Origin of the sequence: Pseudoalteromonas sp. SCSIO 43101 (assembly GCF_023650775.1) — a bacterium.
GTDB lineage: Bacteria > Pseudomonadota > Gammaproteobacteria > Enterobacterales > Alteromonadaceae > Pseudoalteromonas > Pseudoalteromonas apostichopi.
Genome location: NZ_CP072674.1, coordinates 519,095 through 534,189, shown reverse-complemented (window position 1 = coordinate 534,189; position 15,095 = coordinate 519,095). Strand labels below are relative to the sequence as shown.

The 15,095-nt window shown below is 42.0% G+C and carries 14 protein-coding genes; 8 read left to right on the top strand and 6 right to left on the bottom strand.

Going from position 1 to position 15,095, the window contains the following annotated elements; all coding sequences use genetic code 11:
- Positions 1-44: 44 nt before the first annotated feature.
- Positions 45-578 (bottom strand): lipocalin family protein, encoded by a 534-nt coding sequence (locus J8Z25_RS19400; protein WP_239977456.1) that lies wholly within the window; start codon positions 576-578, stop codon positions 45-47.
- Between the two features lie 103 nt (positions 579-681).
- Here J8Z25_RS19400 and J8Z25_RS19395 point away from each other — a divergent pair, with 103 nt between their 5' ends.
- The 5 genes from J8Z25_RS19395 to ggt all read left to right on the top strand — a co-directional run bounded on the left by J8Z25_RS19395 (position 682) and on the right by ggt (position 4,786).
- Positions 682-1,131 (top strand): YaiI/YqxD family protein, encoded by a 450-nt coding sequence (locus tag J8Z25_RS19395; RefSeq protein ID WP_130052334.1) that lies wholly within the window; start codon positions 682-684, stop codon positions 1,129-1,131.
- A complete protein-coding gene (locus J8Z25_RS19390) occupies positions 1,128-1,670 on the top strand; it encodes a DUF6942 family protein (protein ID WP_167657321.1) in 543 nt (180 codons plus the stop codon). The genes J8Z25_RS19395 and J8Z25_RS19390 overlap by 4 nt, the downstream gene beginning before the upstream one ends.
- Positions 1,671-1,740: 70 nt before the next feature.
- Positions 1,741-2,109, top strand: coding sequence for a response regulator (locus J8Z25_RS19385; RefSeq protein WP_167657322.1), 369 nt, complete (start codon positions 1,741-1,743; stop codon positions 2,107-2,109).
- Between the two features lie 25 nt (positions 2,110-2,134).
- Positions 2,135-2,947: a substrate-binding periplasmic protein gene (locus tag J8Z25_RS19380; protein WP_250662089.1), complete on the top strand. Its 813-nt coding sequence runs from the start codon at positions 2,135-2,137 to the stop codon at positions 2,945-2,947.
- Positions 2,948-3,088: 141 nt separating this feature from the next.
- Positions 3,089-4,786: a gamma-glutamyltransferase gene (gene ggt / locus J8Z25_RS19375; protein WP_250662088.1), complete on the top strand. Its 1,698-nt coding sequence runs from the start codon at positions 3,089-3,091 to the stop codon at positions 4,784-4,786.
- A 54-nt stretch (positions 4,787-4,840) separates the two neighbouring features.
- Here the strand turns inward: ggt and J8Z25_RS19370 are convergent, their stop codons facing one another.
- The 5 genes from J8Z25_RS19370 to J8Z25_RS19350 all read right to left on the bottom strand — a co-directional run bounded on the left by J8Z25_RS19370 (position 4,841) and on the right by J8Z25_RS19350 (position 11,071).
- Entirely contained in the window at positions 4,841-5,503 is a 663-nt protein-coding gene (locus J8Z25_RS19370; protein ID WP_250662087.1) for a class I SAM-dependent methyltransferase, read from the bottom strand.
- Between the two features lie 9 nt (positions 5,504-5,512).
- The gene (locus J8Z25_RS19365; protein ID WP_250662086.1) at positions 5,513-9,166 is read right to left on the bottom strand and encodes an SbcC/MukB-like Walker B domain-containing protein; all 3,654 of its coding nucleotides are present in this window, start codon (positions 9,164-9,166) and stop codon (positions 5,513-5,515) included.
- Positions 9,163-10,395 carry an exonuclease SbcCD subunit D gene (locus J8Z25_RS19360; protein WP_167657326.1) on the bottom strand — a complete coding sequence of 411 codons (1,233 nt, stop codon included), beginning with the start codon at positions 10,393-10,395 and terminating at the stop codon, positions 9,163-9,165. The genes J8Z25_RS19365 and J8Z25_RS19360 overlap by 4 nt, the downstream gene beginning before the upstream one ends.
- Before the next feature lie 69 nt (positions 10,396-10,464).
- Positions 10,465-10,701 carry a hypothetical protein gene (locus tag J8Z25_RS19355; protein WP_130052326.1) on the bottom strand — a complete coding sequence of 79 codons (237 nt, stop codon included), beginning with the start codon at positions 10,699-10,701 and terminating at the stop codon, positions 10,465-10,467.
- Between the two features lie 133 nt (positions 10,702-10,834).
- On the bottom strand, positions 10,835-11,071 hold the full coding sequence (locus J8Z25_RS19350; RefSeq protein ID WP_167657327.1) for a hypothetical protein: 237 nt from the start codon (positions 11,069-11,071) through the stop codon (positions 10,835-10,837).
- A gap of 272 nt (positions 11,072-11,343) precedes the next feature.
- On the opposite strand from J8Z25_RS19350, the gene J8Z25_RS19345 reads away from it, so the two are divergent.
- The 3 genes from J8Z25_RS19345 to J8Z25_RS19335 all read left to right on the top strand — a co-directional run bounded on the left by J8Z25_RS19345 (position 11,344) and on the right by J8Z25_RS19335 (position 15,027).
- Positions 11,344-13,782 carry a M1 family metallopeptidase gene (locus J8Z25_RS19345; protein ID WP_130053008.1) on the top strand — a complete coding sequence of 813 codons (2,439 nt, stop codon included), beginning with the start codon at positions 11,344-11,346 and terminating at the stop codon, positions 13,780-13,782.
- Positions 13,782-14,285 (top strand): DUF6702 family protein, encoded by a 504-nt coding sequence (locus J8Z25_RS19340; protein ID WP_130053007.1) that lies wholly within the window; start codon positions 13,782-13,784, stop codon positions 14,283-14,285. Before J8Z25_RS19345 ends, J8Z25_RS19340 begins: the two co-directional genes overlap by 1 nt.
- A gap of 124 nt (positions 14,286-14,409) precedes the next feature.
- Positions 14,410-15,027, top strand: coding sequence for an HAD family hydrolase (locus J8Z25_RS19335; protein WP_130053006.1), 618 nt, complete (start codon positions 14,410-14,412; stop codon positions 15,025-15,027).
- The last annotated feature ends 68 nt before the right edge of the window (positions 15,028-15,095 follow it).

Below are 15,095 nucleotides of genomic sequence, written 5' to 3'. Positions count from 1 at the left end.
GTGTTGCACATTCGTGATAGTTTAAAGAAAGTTGTAAAGCCCCTTTACAAGCTCTTATGGTCAACATAAATAAGCTCGTCTGTTTTAAAACCATATTTTTTTGCTGTGTTTATAAAGTCCTGCATTTGCTGTTCTGTAACGTTAGGGGTGCGTGACAAAAACCATAAATACTCTTTGTTATAGCCAGTGATATAAGCGTATTGATAATCTTGCTTATCTAATTCGAACACTACATAAGAGCTATAAAATGGCCCAAAGAATGATACTTCTAAGTGGCCTATGTCTTGTTGCTTGACAAATTTCGCTTTACCTTCAGCTTGCTGCCATTCTTGATCTTCAGCGCTATATCCCTTATTGATAACTTTCACACTGCCATCTGGGTTAATCGAGTATTCGGCAGTAATACCCTCTAGGCCGCGCTCAAATGAATGATCTAAACGTGCAATTTCGTACCAAGTTCCTGTGTATTTGTTTAACTCAAAGTTATCGACGGGTTTGATATCGTCTGGCACTCCTGTACACGCAGATAAAATAGCTGTGATACATAAAATTCCGATTAGCTTTAATGATGTTTGCACGCTTTTACTCCCTTTTAAAAATCAAACAAATTAATACGTTAATGGCACTAATTTAGTTCAATTACGGTAAACTATTAAAGTCAAAAATTAAAGTGAGAACAGTATGAAGATTTGGGTTGATGCAGACGCCTGCCCCGTCGTTATTAAAGAAATATTATTTCGTGCCGCAGAGCGCACACAAACCTTCACCACATTAGTGGCGAACCATGCGATGCGAGTGCCCCCTTCAAAGTATATTAGCCGTTTGCAGGTATCTTCGGGTTTTGATATTGCTGACAACGAAATCGTTAAGCGCATTGAGCCGAGTGATTTGGTGATCACCGGTGATATCCCTTTGGCTGCAGAAGTTATCGAAAAAGGTGCCCAAGCGCTCAACCCTCGCGGTGAGTTATATACAACTGAAAATATTCGCTCACGTTTAAACGTTCGTGACTTTATGGATACAATGCGCTCTAGTGGCGTTGAAATGGCCGGCGGCCCACCGCCGTTAAGCCAAGCTGATCGCCAGAACTTTGCTAATAACCTAGACCGAATTCTAGCTAAAAAGTCATGAGTGTCGCTAATAGCAGAGCGCTAATCGGTTTTGGTGATGAGGCGTTTAAAGTCGCTGTTTATATAGAAAAACGCCCGCCAATGCCTGCTTGGCAACAGCTTGACCATTTACATGTAATGCAAACCGGCCAAATTAACGAAATAAACCAAGCATGCGGAAATGGTTGGCGTAAAGTTTTTAACGTGTATGGCAAAGTGCTGTTTGCACTACCAAGTGAATATTATGATTTTGCTAAATGCGCACCTGACTGGCAGACTTTTCGCGATGAACAACTGCTACAAGCACATAGTCAAACGGCATTACTGTTTAGCCCGCCGTTATTAGACAAACCAAAGCAATTACATATTATTGCAGGGCGAACTTATGCCAAAAAGCTTATCAATGATGGGCTTCTCAGTAGTCAGCTAACTTGGCTTGATGATGAGTTTGCTATTAGTAAATCAGATAAAGTGATTGTCTGCCCTTATTTTGATTACCGTCAGTTAAGCAATATTAAAATCGCACGTCTTAGTCAGTTAGTCGCAGATATTTTCTCTTAGTTTCTAGTTTATTGCGTTATTGAGTTAGCAAACTAAGCTTAGAATACCGCAAAAATTAATAGTACTTCAGATGAAAATACTGGTCGTCGATGACATGCCCTTGATGCGCCATGTGCTTATAAACATGTTGCGTAGGTTAAACTATAAGGATATAACAGAGGCGACTGATGGCGCGCAAGCGTTAGATTTACTAGAAAAGCAAAGCTTTGACCTGATAATAACTGATTTACACATGCCGAAAATGGATGGTAAATGCTTGCTTAATCATATTCGTGAATCCTCTGAACTTAGAGATTTACCCGTACTTATGGTGACGTGCGAAGATAGTAAGCAAACGGTCAACGAGATGATTACAGCAAGAGTAAACGGCTTTATTATCAAACCATTTTGTTTAAATACGCTGCAAAAGCAGTTAAGTCGAATTGTTAAACCAGAATAACCAGCAAAAACTGGAGTTAAGAGCGATGTTTAAGCATTTAACAATAGTGAGTTTATTCACAGCAAGCACAGCAGTGGCAAGTGCTGAACAATTGACTTTATACACCGAAGTGTTTCCACCCTATAACTTTTTGCAGCACAATCAACTCACCGGTATTAACACCAAAATCATGGAATCTTTGTGCGAAAGAGCCAAGTTGAGCTGTACGTTTAGTGTATTGCCTTGGAAGCGCGCAATGTCACAAACGCTCGCCCAACCGAATGCAGGAATTTACTCTACTTCGCGTACCGCAAAGCGAGAAACTCAATTTTATTGGGTTGGCCCTTTGGTATCTGGGCATTCTTGTTTATACCGTTTAAATAACCGCAACGACATTAAAGTAACGAGTAATCAGTCGTTGCAAAACTACACCATTGGCGTATCTCGTGGTGATGTATATCAAACCGTTCTAGCTGATTTTAACCTAACTGAAGGCCAGCAATTTTTAACTTACTCAAAAAAGTTTGAAGAGCTAAAAATGTTTAAGCAAGGTAAGCATGACTTGCTAATTGGCTCGTCTCTTACTCTTTCATCACAATTGATGAATGTGGGTATGAATCCAGAACAAGTAACACCGGTATTTGAGCTTAAGCACCCTGCTTTAGTGGGTAATTACTTAGCGCTTAACAAAAATACGTCGCTAGAGGTGATCACTGCACTGCAAAAAGCGCTTGATACCATGAAGCAAGAAGGTCAAATAGACCGAATTGTTGATGAGTTTGTAGCAGAGGAGATGCATTCTCACGGCGAAGTATCGACAGTTGCGCAGCCGTGCTTAAATGGCTCTGCTATTTACTAATTTGGATTGTTTTTAGGTAAAATGTCCGCCACTTCTCTTATTTTTGAAGTCAATCGCGATTTTTCGCACTCGAACGCAAAGCCATTGCCTCATTTTTAAATGCTTTTTATAGTGATTAATACAATAAAAAGGGCAAAAACTATGAAACCAACTCCACTCATTAAAAGCTTAGTGCTCGCTATATGCTTAGGTACAACAGGCGCTACTCAAGCTTACGATCGCATCACAGGACATAACTTTGCAAGTCGTTCTGAAGTCATCGCACAATCAGGTATGGTTGCAACATCACAGCCGTTAGCTACGCAAGTGGGCTTACAAGTATTAAAAGATGGTGGAAATGCCATTGATGCGGCGATTGCAGCAAACGCAGTGCTTGGCCTTGTTGAGCCAACAGGATGTGGAATTGGTGGCGACTTGTTTGCCATTGTTTGGGATAACAAAACTAAGCAACTTTACGGTTTAAATGCCTCTGGTCGTTCACCACAAGGCTTGTCTTTTGATACTTTAAAAGCACAGGGGGACTATATTCCTGCTTATGGGCCCTTGCCAGTGTCGGTACCTGGTGCTGTTGATGGTTGGTTTGAATTGCACAAAAAGTTCGGCAAAACGCCAATGAAAACGCTATTACAACCTGCTATCGACTATGCCGAAAATGGCTTCCCTGTGTCGGAACTGATTGCCTATTACATGCAAAAAAGTGTAGCTGCGCGTGGTAAATACCCGGGTTTTAAAGATGTTTACATGCCTGATGGAGCAATGCCTGAAAAAGGCGATATATTTAAGAACCCTGCCCTTGCAAATACCTATCGCAAAATTGCCAAAGGCGGCCGCGATGCCTTTTACAAAGGCGATATAGCTAAAGAAATTGGTCGCTACATGAAAGAAAACGGCGGCTACTTATCCTATGAAGATTTAGCTGCGCACCATAGTGAATGGGTTAAGCCTGTGAGCGCCGATTATAGGGGGTATACGCTTTGGGAATTGCCACCAAATGGTCAAGGTATTGCTGCACAGCAAATTTTGAATATTCTTGAAGGTTACGATATCAAAGCAATGGGTTTTGATAGCCCAGAATACGTACACACCTTTGTTGAAGCGAAAAAGCTCGCGTTTGCTGATCGTGCAAAGTACTACGCCGATCCAGCGTTTAACACCATTCCCGTACAAACACTTATTTCGCAGCAATATGCTGACCAAAGACGTAAACTGATAGACCCTAACAAAGCCGCAAAACGCGACCATGCAGGCCCAGTAGAAGGCGATACCATCTATATGACGACCGCCGATAAAGACGGCAACATGGTTTCACTTATTCAAAGTAATTACCGTGGCATGGGCTCAGGTATGACACCGGCAAAATTAGGCTTTGTATTGCAAAACCGTGGCGAAATGTTCGCGCTTAAAAAAGGCCACATGAACCAATATGAGCCAGGCAAACGACCATTTCATACAATCATTCCTGCGTTTGTCACCAAAGATGGCAAGCCATATATGAGTTATGGCGTAATGGGCGGTGCCACACAGCCACAAATGCATGCTCAAATACTGATCAACATGATTGATTTTGGCATGAACCTCCAAGAAGCCGGTGATGCACCGCGTATTCTGCACACTGGTTCATCGCAACCAACCGGTGAGATTATGGAAGACGGTGGTTTTGTTAGTTTAGAGTCAGGCTTTTCGATGGAAACCCGCCGCGAGTTAATGAAAAAAGGCCACACCTTACAAGACGCCGTTGGCCCATACGGTGGTTATCAAGCAATATTGAAAGACCCGAAAACCGGCGTTTATTACGGCGCATCTGAAACCCGTAAAGACGGACAGGCCGCGGGGTATTAGGTTCTCGGAATTTAAAAGAGCTGTCAGCTATCAGCCGTCAGCTCCGTAAAGTAGCTAACTCCCAACCACATACCCTGTAAAACCCAGCACTTTAAAATACTGTTTTGGGGTGCTGAATCGGGTTTCATTCATTAACTCTGAAAAACGAATTCGGTCTAATGGATAAAACTCGTGCTCTAGATTGTGGCGCGTGTGCTCTACGCCGGCTTCGGTTAAACCTAACTGCGTACAAAGCTGTAGCTGTGATTCACGTTCAAAAGCAGATTCTGGGCGCATTAAATCGGCAATGTATAAGTTGCTCGATTTTTTAAGTTTGCTGTGAATCGCTTTTAATAGCGCTTTTTTGTCGCCGTTATCTTCAACAAAATGCATTACCAATAAACACAATGCTGCGTCACATTGGCTGTCGATGTCGTTGATATCACCGCAGTGTACAGTCACGCGGTCGCTGATGTTATGCTGACCAAACTGCTGCTCGGCAATATCGAGCATGTCTTGTGAAATATCTTGAGCAATAAACTGCCAGCTAGGGTTTAATGCTGCTAATTCGATGATTTCCTTACCTGTTCCGGCTCCAACAACTAAAATGCACGCATCATCGCTCAGCGTTGTTGCCAGTTGGGCGGCGGTTGCTTGATGTAATAGCTCATAACCTGGAACTAGGCGCAAAATACGTTCGTCGTAGTGACTTGCTTCTTCGTGATTAAAAGTTGGCATGCTAATCCTTTAAATAACTGAGATGGTCGAATAACCACCTGGTTTTTTCGCCACATGCACTTGCGTGGCAACGCGTTCGGTCATTTCCGATACGTGAGAAATAACGCCCACTTTGCGACCTTGTGCTTGCAGAGAATCAAGAGCATCCATCGCGATGCTTAACGTTTCACTATCCAAAGTACCAAACCCTTCGTCGATAAACAAAGAGTTTATTTGCACTTTATTTGACGACAACGATGCAAGACCTAATGCCAGTGCTAACGACACTAAAAATGACTCGCCGCCAGATAACGTATTTACAGAGCGCTGCTCATCGGCCATGTCTTTATCGATAATTGCGATATCGAGTGTTTGTCCTATGGCTGTTAATTTGTAGCGTTTGTTTAGTGTCTGTAAGTGACTATTCGCGTAGTGCAGAAGTATTTTTAAGGTTTGTGTTTGCGCTAGATTACGCATGGTTTTACCGCTTGCATCTCCTAGCACCTTATTGAGTAGATACCAGTGCTCATAGCTTCTTTGTTGTTCCACTAATAGCTTTTGTTTATCAGCCAGCGCTTGGCTATTTTGTTGATGGGTTTTAAGCTCCGTCGCAACTTGCAATAATGCGTTATTCGTTTGCACTTGTTGCTCTGTGGCCTGATTAAGTTGTATTTGCAGCTCACCTTCTCCCAGAGCTGGCTTATCTTTTTGATGTTGAGCCAGAGCCTGTTGTCGTTGTTTTAAAAGAGCTTCAGCGTCTTTTAAGCCGCTTTCGGCGGAGTGATATTCAGCCAGAGTTTGCTTGATTTCAGTAGGGCTTATCGTTAATAGCTGACTAATTGCTTGCTCATCCAAGTTTGGATGCTGCGCTTTAAAATCGTTAAACCAAACGCAAAAGCGTTCATTAAGCGCTGCTTGTTCAGCGTTTAGTTCTTTCTCACGCTCGTCAATATTGGCGATTTGAATGGCTTGTTCGTCACGCGCCTTTACCGCATGACTATGGGTTGTCTGGGCAAGTTGCAGTGCTTGCTGCGCTGAATCTATCGCCTTTTCTAGCTCTGCAATAAACTCATCTACCGAAATTGCAGCGTTACTCAATAAGCCCTCGCGCTTTGATTGTATCTGCGTTAGTTCGTTTTGAGTTTGGCTTAGTTGCTCGTTGCAATGAGTTAAAGAGGCATTTGCTTCGTTAAGCTGCGGCGTTAAATGAGCAAGGTGCTGCTCAATCGTTTTTAAGCTAGCTTTAAGCTCATCTGCAGTTTGTAGCGAAGCTTGATAGGCCTTAACATGTTCAGCGATGTTCTCTAGAGAAATACTTTGTTCATTTAATGCGTGCCACCAAGGTGCACTGGTGAACTGTTGATTTAGTGTCGTATAGAGCTGCTGATGCTCATCATTGAGCTCATTTAAACGTGTTTGCAGATTATTTAGCTGTTGTTGCAGTTCGTTTAATTGCTGCTCTTTGCTATGTAGCGCTTGCCCTTGCTGATTATATTCAGTTTGCTTAGCCGTAAGTGTGTTTTGCAGCTGCTGTTGCAGCTCGAGGGTTTTGTAGTATTGCTGTTTTTGCAGGCTGAGCTGTTGCTGACGCTCACTTAACTGATCTTCGGTTAAATCATTTAGCTCAGTACGGCTAGCTGCCATGGTTTCTTTGAGGCTCTGTTGTTGAGCGCTCAGTTCTGAGATTTGCCCGCTTAACGAGCTTATCTGTTGGCTACATGCCGCCAGCTCATTACTTTTAGTTTGCTGTAATGCTTGCTGAGCTTTTAAATGCTGTTTGGCGTTAGTTAGCTCCCTGGTAAAGTCGTTAATAAGCTGGCTAAATTGCTCGCTAACCATTTCTTCATGCATAAAGGGGTGTTCTTTTGAGCCGCATACCGCGCAAGGCTCCCCTGCTTTTAAAGTGGCACGTAACTGGCTGACTCCCTCACTGGCTCTTAGCTGCACTTGCTGTAAATTTTTCTCACAAAGCGAAACCTGTTGCTGTGCTTGCTCTGCCCCTTGCTGTGCATCTTTTAATGCCGTTTGTAGTTGCTGCTCAGTTTGGCTTAATGTGTTTAGCTGGGCTTGCCAGTTTTTTAACTGCTGCTGATTAGTTTGCCACACTTGGCGCTTTTCAATCAGGTGCTTAATCGCCTCAAGCCCCGCATCAATATCCGCCATTGATTGGGTATTTAAACTCGATTTAAAGGCGGCATCTTGTTCATTTAAGCGCTTAATTTCTTGCTCAAGGGTTTGAAACTGGGTTTTGCACTGCTGCGCGGCTGCTTGCTGCTCATCAATTTTAGGTTGAAGAGCTTTTACGTTTTGCTGTGTTTGGTTAATTGTGTGCTGTTTCTGACTAAAGCGGCTTAGCTCACTTTTAAAGAATGACCAGTCTTTCGCTAAAGGCTGCCACTGTGCGTGTGTTTCTAAGTAGCTATTAATGTGTGCTTGTTGCTCAAGCTGTTTTTGCTGCTCTGCTTTATGGCTATTTAGTGTATTAGTCAGCTCTTTATGATGGTGCTTTGCTTTATCCGCTTGTACTTTTTGCGTCGCTGCTTGCTGGTTTAATACGGCAAGTTGCTTATCTAACTCTCGGGCCTGGCTAATAAGAGGTTGCGCGTCTTTTTGTGCTTGCTTTGCTTGGTTTAGTTGCACGGTTTGCTTTTCAAGCGTTTGCTCAGCATCTTTGATCTGTGCTTTATGGTCAACGTTTAATAACTGCTCACGATTTTGGGTTAGCTGACCTTGTTGGGCTGTAATTGTAGCGGCGCGTTCGCGGTTATCTTTTATTTCAAGGCATTGCTGAGCTTGTTTCGCTTCAGTGGCTTTTTCAGCAAGGGCTTCTAATTGCTGTTGTAACTCTTGTTTTGCTTGCTCAGCTTGGTTTAGCTGTTGTTGCTGCTGAGATGCTTGCTTATACCAGGTTTGGTACTGTTCGAATTGCTTTATTTGTTTTTGTGACTCAGCAAGTTTTGCCTCAAGCGCCGTTTGCTCAGCTTGTTTAGTTTCGACCTCTTCAGGGCTTAAAACCTGATAATTACTTAAACTTAACTTTAACTGCTCTAACGATTGCTGCTGCTCACGGTGGCGCTCAAAAATACGCTGACCAATACGGCTGAATTTATCTGTGCCTGTTAAACATTCAAGTAATTGCGCACGCTCATCACCGGTTGCTTTTAAAAACGCTGCAAATTCATGTTGCGCAAGCAGCACTGCTCGAGAGAACTGCTCAAAGCTCAAACCAATAATACGCTCGATCTCTTTACCTGCTGCGCTTCTGTCAGCGATCAGGATTTTATCAGGTAGTGAGTGCAAGCTATGTTGTGCGGGCTGTAACTTGCCATCAGCTTTATTACGCGCTCGGCTAAAGCTTAATCTTGCTCGATACTGCTGTTTATCTTGGCCTATAAAGTCGACTTCGGCAAAGCCCTGCCCTGCCCCACGGCGTAATAAATTTCGCGAGTCATTGAGTTTGATATTGTCGCCGTTAAAGTCAATTTTATTGCCTGTATCGCCGCGTAATCTTGCTGTTTTGTTATAAAGCGCTAAGCAAATAGCATCAAGCAAAGTACTTTTCCCCGCGCCTGTATCACCTGTGATGGCAAACAACCCCGCCTCTTTTAAAGGCGAAGTGCTAAAGTCGACTTCGGCGTCTAAGATAGAGGCGAGTTGATGAACACGAATCGCTAAAATTTTCATAGTAGATCCTCCGCATTCAATTCATCGATCACTTGGCTTAATAAGCTTTCTAGTTCTTTTGGCACAGCCTGCCCTGCCATATCTTTATTATTTGCAAATGCTTGCTCTAAAAGTGAATGTGGGTTCAGCGCTTCAATTTGCGAGACATCTTCAAATAAGGTTTGTTCATCGTCTTGCTGGCTGCTTTGCTGTCGCACCCTTTCAATGCCACAAAACTTAACCTGCTTACCTTCAAGGGCTTGTTCTATTTGTTCTCTAAAAGTGGTGTCAGTGTCATGGGCGCTCAATTTAACCCTAAGATACGGCGCTAAATCTTCATCCGTTAAATCGAGCTGTTTTATAAGCTCACATAATTCGTTCAGTGGCACACAGTCTTTTTCTGGTAGCAACATGACTTTACAAAAGCTAGGAATGTAAAGGGGGTTTACAGAAGTTCCTGAGTCACTAAGCTCAACAATTACAACTTGATGTTGATAACGCCTTTCAGAAAATGACATTGGCAATGGCGTGCCACTGTAGCGAATAGTCTCTTTCTTCGCGACGGTTTGAGCTTTATGAAGGTGCCCTAGCGCGACATAATCAGGTTGTTCAGTAAATATGCTTGCCGATATCGCATCTTCACCACCAATGACTAAGTTACGTTCAGAGTCAGATGAGATGTCTCCGCCTTTTGCATGTAAATGACCCATGGCAATTAATGGCGCGTTTGGTAATTCGCTTGTTGCTTGTAATGCATCTTTGTAGGCAAGGGCAACGGCTTGGTTATAACTTAATGGTTGCTCTTGTTGGCGGTTATAGCTGCTTAAATCACTGCTACGTAAAAATGGCATGGCAACAACATTCGCATCGCCGTTTTTTGTGCTGATTGGCAGTACTACTTCATGAGGAGCGTTGCTATCAAAGCGGCCAACAACATGGGTATCAAACTGAGCTAATAAGGGCTTTGCCGCCATAATTCGATTTGCTGAATCATGGTTACCAGCAATAATCACTATGTGTAAGTCTGGGCAATGCTGCTTAGTGGTTTTAATAAATTGGTAGAGTTGGTTTTCTGCGCTGGCAGGTGGCGTTGCCGTATGATAAATGTCACCCGCAACCAGTAGTAAGTCGATCTGTTCTGACACAAGCGTATCGGTTAACCAAGCAAAAAATGCTTGATGTTCATCGAATCGGGAGTGCTCGTAGAATTGTTGGCCTAAATGCCAATCAGATGTATGAAGGACTTTCATTAAACGCTCTTATTATTTAGTAAGAGCGCCAATATACCTAAGCTGAGGCAAGATGCCCAGCCTGGTTTGTTAACTTAAGCTATACCAAGCAAAAATCACCATAGGCAGAGCTAATAATGCCATTATCAAAGGTACTTTAAGTGCTTTTGTTTGCTTAGCTTGCAATATTTTAAGGGCATTTGTTTCATTACATGCCGCTACTTTGTCGATATAAAAATACCCTGAATCTAGGTACTGTTTACAATTTTGTTCGTCCGCTGGAATTGCAATTAGTTCTTGTTGTTTTTTTAGGATATAGAAATCCATAAGCTCACCGAATTCTATGCTGATTACCAAAACATTTGGGGTTTGAACAAACGCACAACAGACCCCAAAATCAAAAAAGTGGGCGATTTTAAATACAAATGGCAGTGAATTTCAATAGCAAATGTCGCAAAATTTAATTTATTGCAAAAATAATGGCAATTAAGGATAAAATTACTAGTGCAGTAGGGTAAATTAACCATTTTTTAGACCCAGTTACACTTGGAGTGGTTCGAGACAATGCATCTGACTCATCGCATGCAGCAATGACTTCAACAAATTCAAATCCGCGTTCTTTGTACTCGTTTAGAATCGATTCTTGAGCAGGAATGGCTGCTAAACGAGAGTCTTTTTTTACAATATAAAACTTCATCTAATCACCCTTTCATCATTAACTAGAATTTAAGCAGAGTATTTACTTCTTAACTGTAATACTTTGGGATGAATTAGTGCTGAACTAAAATTAACCAGTGTTTTGTAAAGGGGGTTTACAGGAAGTTAATCGAAGCTATTTTTTTTGTGAAAAATAGGACCTCAGTAAAACATCGAATACTACCCGAAAAATACCGCGCTTTATCGTTATTTTATTGCAACTTTGTTAGCAGTTTGCGATGGTATGCTTGCAAATTAATTACAGGATTAACAATGAAAAAAGCAGTTCTCAAGTTGAGTGCTTTGGTATTGCCTTTAGCAGTATCTTCAGCTGTCATGGCGTCATCTGTTGAGCAAACTAAAGGCTCATTCGTTGACAAGTTCCGTCAGCTAGATGAAGCACTTCCAACTCCAAACGTTTACCGTAGTGCAGCAGGTGAACCTGCTGAGCATTACTGGCAACAGCAAGTAAACTACGAAATTGATGCAAAGCTTGATGAAAAGAAACGCCGCTTAACAGCAAGCCAAACTATCGAGTATAAAAATAACTCGCCGCACACTTTAAAGTATCTTTGGTTACAACTAGACCAAAATATCTTTAAATCTGACTCAATTGCTGAAATGACATCAACTTTTAATGGTAAAACATTGCAAGGTGACCCTCAGCCAAAATCAACTAAATTGAGTTTAGGACAGCTACGTCGTCAGCAATTTATGGCCGACAACGAGCTGGGTTATCAAATCGCCAATGTTAAAGACGAAGACGGAAAAGAGCTTAAAGTTACTGTAGTAGATACATTAATGCGTATCGACTTAAACGAACCGCTTAAACCGGGTAAAGACGTTGAGTTCAGCATGGACTTCGCCTTTAACATTGTTGAAGAAGATGCCGTTGGTGCACGTTCGGGTTATGAACATTTTGAAGAAGATGGCAATGATATCTTTTTATTAGCGCAATGGTTCCCTCGTCTTGCTGCTTACACTGATTATGAAGCATGGACGAATAAAGCCTTCTTAGGTAGTGGTGAGTTTACTCTTGAATTTGGTAACTATGACGTTGAGTTAACCGTTCCTGCTGATCACATTGTATCTGCAACTGGTAAACTTGATAACCCAAGCCGTGTTCTAACTAGCACGCAGCGTAAGCGCCTTGAGCAAGCTGAAGATGCTAAGCGCCCTGTTTTCATCGTGACTGAAGAAGAAGCGTTAGAAAACGAGAAAGAAGGCACCGATAAAACTAAAACATGGCATTTTAAAGCTGAGAACGTACGTGACTTTGCGTGGGCGTCTTCGCGTAAATTTATGTGGGATGCCAAAGGCTATCATCAAGGTGGTAAAGATCAGCCATTAGTTATGGCGATGTCTTTCTACCCGAAAGAAGGTGGCGACCTTTGGAAGAAGTACTCTACTGAAGCTGTAGTTCATACAATGGAAGTGTATTCGCGCTTCTCGTTTGACTACCCTTATCCAGTGGCTCAGTCAGTCAATGGCCCTGTAGGTGGTATGGAATATCCTATGATCACCTTCAATGGTCCGCGAACTGATTTACAAGACGACGGTACTCGTACTTACTCACAAGCAGAAAAACGTTTCTTAATCGGCGTTGTTATCCACGAAGTAGGTCACATCTACTTCCCAATGGTAGTTAACTCAGACGAACGTCAGTGGACGTGGATGGATGAAGGTCTTAACAGTTTCTTAGATGGTGTTGCTGGTCGTGAGTGGGACCACACAATTCCTTGGGGTGTTGAGCCTCGCGATGTTGTTGCATACATGAAGTCTGAAAACCAAGTACCAGTTATGACCCAGTCTGACAGCGTATTACGTTTAGGTCCTAATGCCTACACTAAGCCTGCTGCCGCACTTAACATTTTACGTGAAGTGATCCTTGGTCGAGAGCTATTTGACTTTGCATTTAAAGAATATGCACAGCGTTGGAAGTACAAGCGCCCTACTCCTGCTGATTTCTTCCGTACAATGGAAGAAGCGTCAGGTGTTGACCTAGATTGGTTCTGGCGTGGTTGGTTCTACACCACAGATCACGTTGATATCTCGCTAGACAAGGTTTACCAACTGCGTTTAGATACGAAAAACCCTGATATCGACTTTAATCGTTTACGTGATATCGAAGCAGACAAGCCAATGCCGTTATTCGTAAAACGTAATAAAGAAGAAGGTAAAAAACTATGGGTTGAAGAAAATCCTGATGTGACTGACTTCTACGACGAAAACGACCGCTTCACAGTAACTAACAAAGAGCGTAACGCTTATAACAAATTCCTTAAAGGTTTAGAGCCTTGGGAACGTAAAACGTTTGAGCGTGCAATCAAAGAAGATAAAAACTACTACGTACTTGAGTTCTCAAACTTAGGTGGCTTAGTAATGCCTATCTTATTAGAGCTTACTTATGAAGATGGTACGAAAGAAGAAAAGTACATTCCGGCTGAAATCTGGCGTCGTAACCACAAGCATGTACAAAAGCTAATTGTAACCGATAAAGGTAAAAACCTAGTGTCTGTTACAGTCGATCCGCGCTGGGAAACAGCGGACGTTGATGTAGAAAACAATAACTACCCGCGTCGTATTATTCCATCACGCATTGAAGTGTACAAACGTGAAAAGAGTAAAGCGAAAGTTAGCCGCGATATCATGCAAGATATTAAAACTGAGCTGAAAAAGGACGACGAAAAAGATGCCCAGGAGCAACAATAATGCGCTTCGCGGCCATTATTTTTGCTTTAATACTGAGTGCGCCAAGCATGGCGCACCAGTTAAAAGCGTCTGTGACAACTGTGCTATTTAATAAACGCACTAACAACATAGAGCTGATGCATCGTTTTTATTTACACGATACAGAGCACGCCGTTGAACATTTATTTGATGGCAATGCTGATATCCTATCTAATAAAGAAGATCAGAAGCGTTTTGCTGACTACGTTGAGTCACATATTGCTCTGCAAACTTTAGATGGCAAGCCACTTGAGCTAAAAGATGTAGGTGCGCAAGTTGATGGTAAATTCTTTTGGGTTTATCAAGAAGTCACGATACCAGAAGGGATTCATGGCATACGCATGAGCAACGGTGCACTTCGCGATCTTTGGCCGGCACAAGTGAATATGGTTAATATTGAAGGTAAAGGTAAGGTAAAAACACTGACCTTTAGCCAAGATGATACCTGGCTTGAAGCAAGGTTTGAATCGGTAAATCCAGAGTAATAGCAATCCTAAAGGATTAAAAAAGTTACTTTTTTAATCCTTTGATCCTTTAATTAACTTCTTTCGTAAACTATCTTATTAGTGGGCTTCAAAATTTTCCCAATTCTCATATACAGGGATTTATATGACTATCCATGACAATAAAATCCGTGGCGTAATTTTTGATTTAGATGGTACTTTGGTTTCATCGGAGTTAGATTTTTCGTTAATTAAAGCACAGGTAGGTTGTCCTATCGAGAATGACTTACTCGCTTATATTGCATCATTACCTTCGCCTTACATGCGTGAAGAAGCAATGAATATTGTCCATCAACATGAACTTATTGATGCTCAGCACGCTCATTTATTGCCTGGTGTTGCTGAAGCTATTACCAGGCTAAAAGAAAATAATATCCCAATGGCTATTGTTACCCGTAATTACGATCGGGCTGCTGCCATTAAATTAAAGAATAACCCCTTACCTATAGAAACAGTGTTAACTCGCTCTGATGCGCCAGCTAAGCCTGACCCAAGTGCTTTAAATGCCATTGCTACATTATGGGAACTTGACCAGTCAGAGTTACTCTATGTTGGTGATTATTTATTTGATATACAAGCAGCCCATAATGCTAATATGCGAGCTTGTTTATATGCACCAGACGAAATTCCCGAATACGCAAATCAAGCTGATTATGTAATGCATCACTTTTCAGAACTACCTATTTTGGTTGACTCATTCCAAGAAAATAAGGTGTTATGTTAAATAGCCTTGTTTTTTATTTTTCCCGAGATTAATTGTTAGTTTTTTATTTTTCAAAATGTCCTAGTACT

Excerpts from the sequence above, each read along its gene's own strand:
- J8Z25_RS19340 (WP_130053007.1), top strand. The coding sequence starts at position 13,782 with ATGCGCTTCGCGGCCATTATTTTTGCTTTAATACTGAGTGCGCCAAGC.
- J8Z25_RS19350 (WP_167657327.1), bottom strand. The coding sequence starts at position 11,071 with ATGAAGTTTTATATTGTAAAAAAAGACTCTCGTTTAGCAGCCATTCCT.
- J8Z25_RS19395 (WP_130052334.1), top strand. The coding sequence starts at position 682 with ATGAAGATTTGGGTTGATGCAGACGCCTGCCCCGTCGTTATTAAAGAA.
- J8Z25_RS19380 (WP_250662089.1), top strand. The coding sequence starts at position 2,135 with ATGTTTAAGCATTTAACAATAGTGAGTTTATTCACAGCAAGCACAGCA.
- J8Z25_RS19365 (WP_250662086.1), bottom strand. The coding sequence starts at position 9,166 with ATGAAAATTTTAGCGATTCGTGTTCATCAACTCGCCTCTATCTTAGAC.
- J8Z25_RS19360 (WP_167657326.1), bottom strand. The coding sequence starts at position 10,395 with ATGAAAGTCCTTCATACATCTGATTGGCATTTAGGCCAACAATTCTAC.
- J8Z25_RS19390 (WP_167657321.1), top strand. The coding sequence starts at position 1,128 with ATGAGTGTCGCTAATAGCAGAGCGCTAATCGGTTTTGGTGATGAGGCG.
- J8Z25_RS19345 (WP_130053008.1), top strand. The coding sequence starts at position 11,344 with ATGAAAAAAGCAGTTCTCAAGTTGAGTGCTTTGGTATTGCCTTTAGCA.
- J8Z25_RS19385 (WP_167657322.1), top strand. The coding sequence starts at position 1,741 with ATGAAAATACTGGTCGTCGATGACATGCCCTTGATGCGCCATGTGCTT.
- J8Z25_RS19335 (WP_130053006.1), top strand. The coding sequence starts at position 14,410 with ATGACTATCCATGACAATAAAATCCGTGGCGTAATTTTTGATTTAGAT.
- ggt (WP_250662088.1), top strand. The coding sequence starts at position 3,089 with ATGAAACCAACTCCACTCATTAAAAGCTTAGTGCTCGCTATATGCTTA.
- J8Z25_RS19370 (WP_250662087.1), bottom strand. The coding sequence starts at position 5,503 with ATGCCAACTTTTAATCACGAAGAAGCAAGTCACTACGACGAACGTATT.
- J8Z25_RS19355 (WP_130052326.1), bottom strand. The coding sequence starts at position 10,701 with ATGGATTTCTATATCCTAAAAAAACAACAAGAACTAATTGCAATTCCA.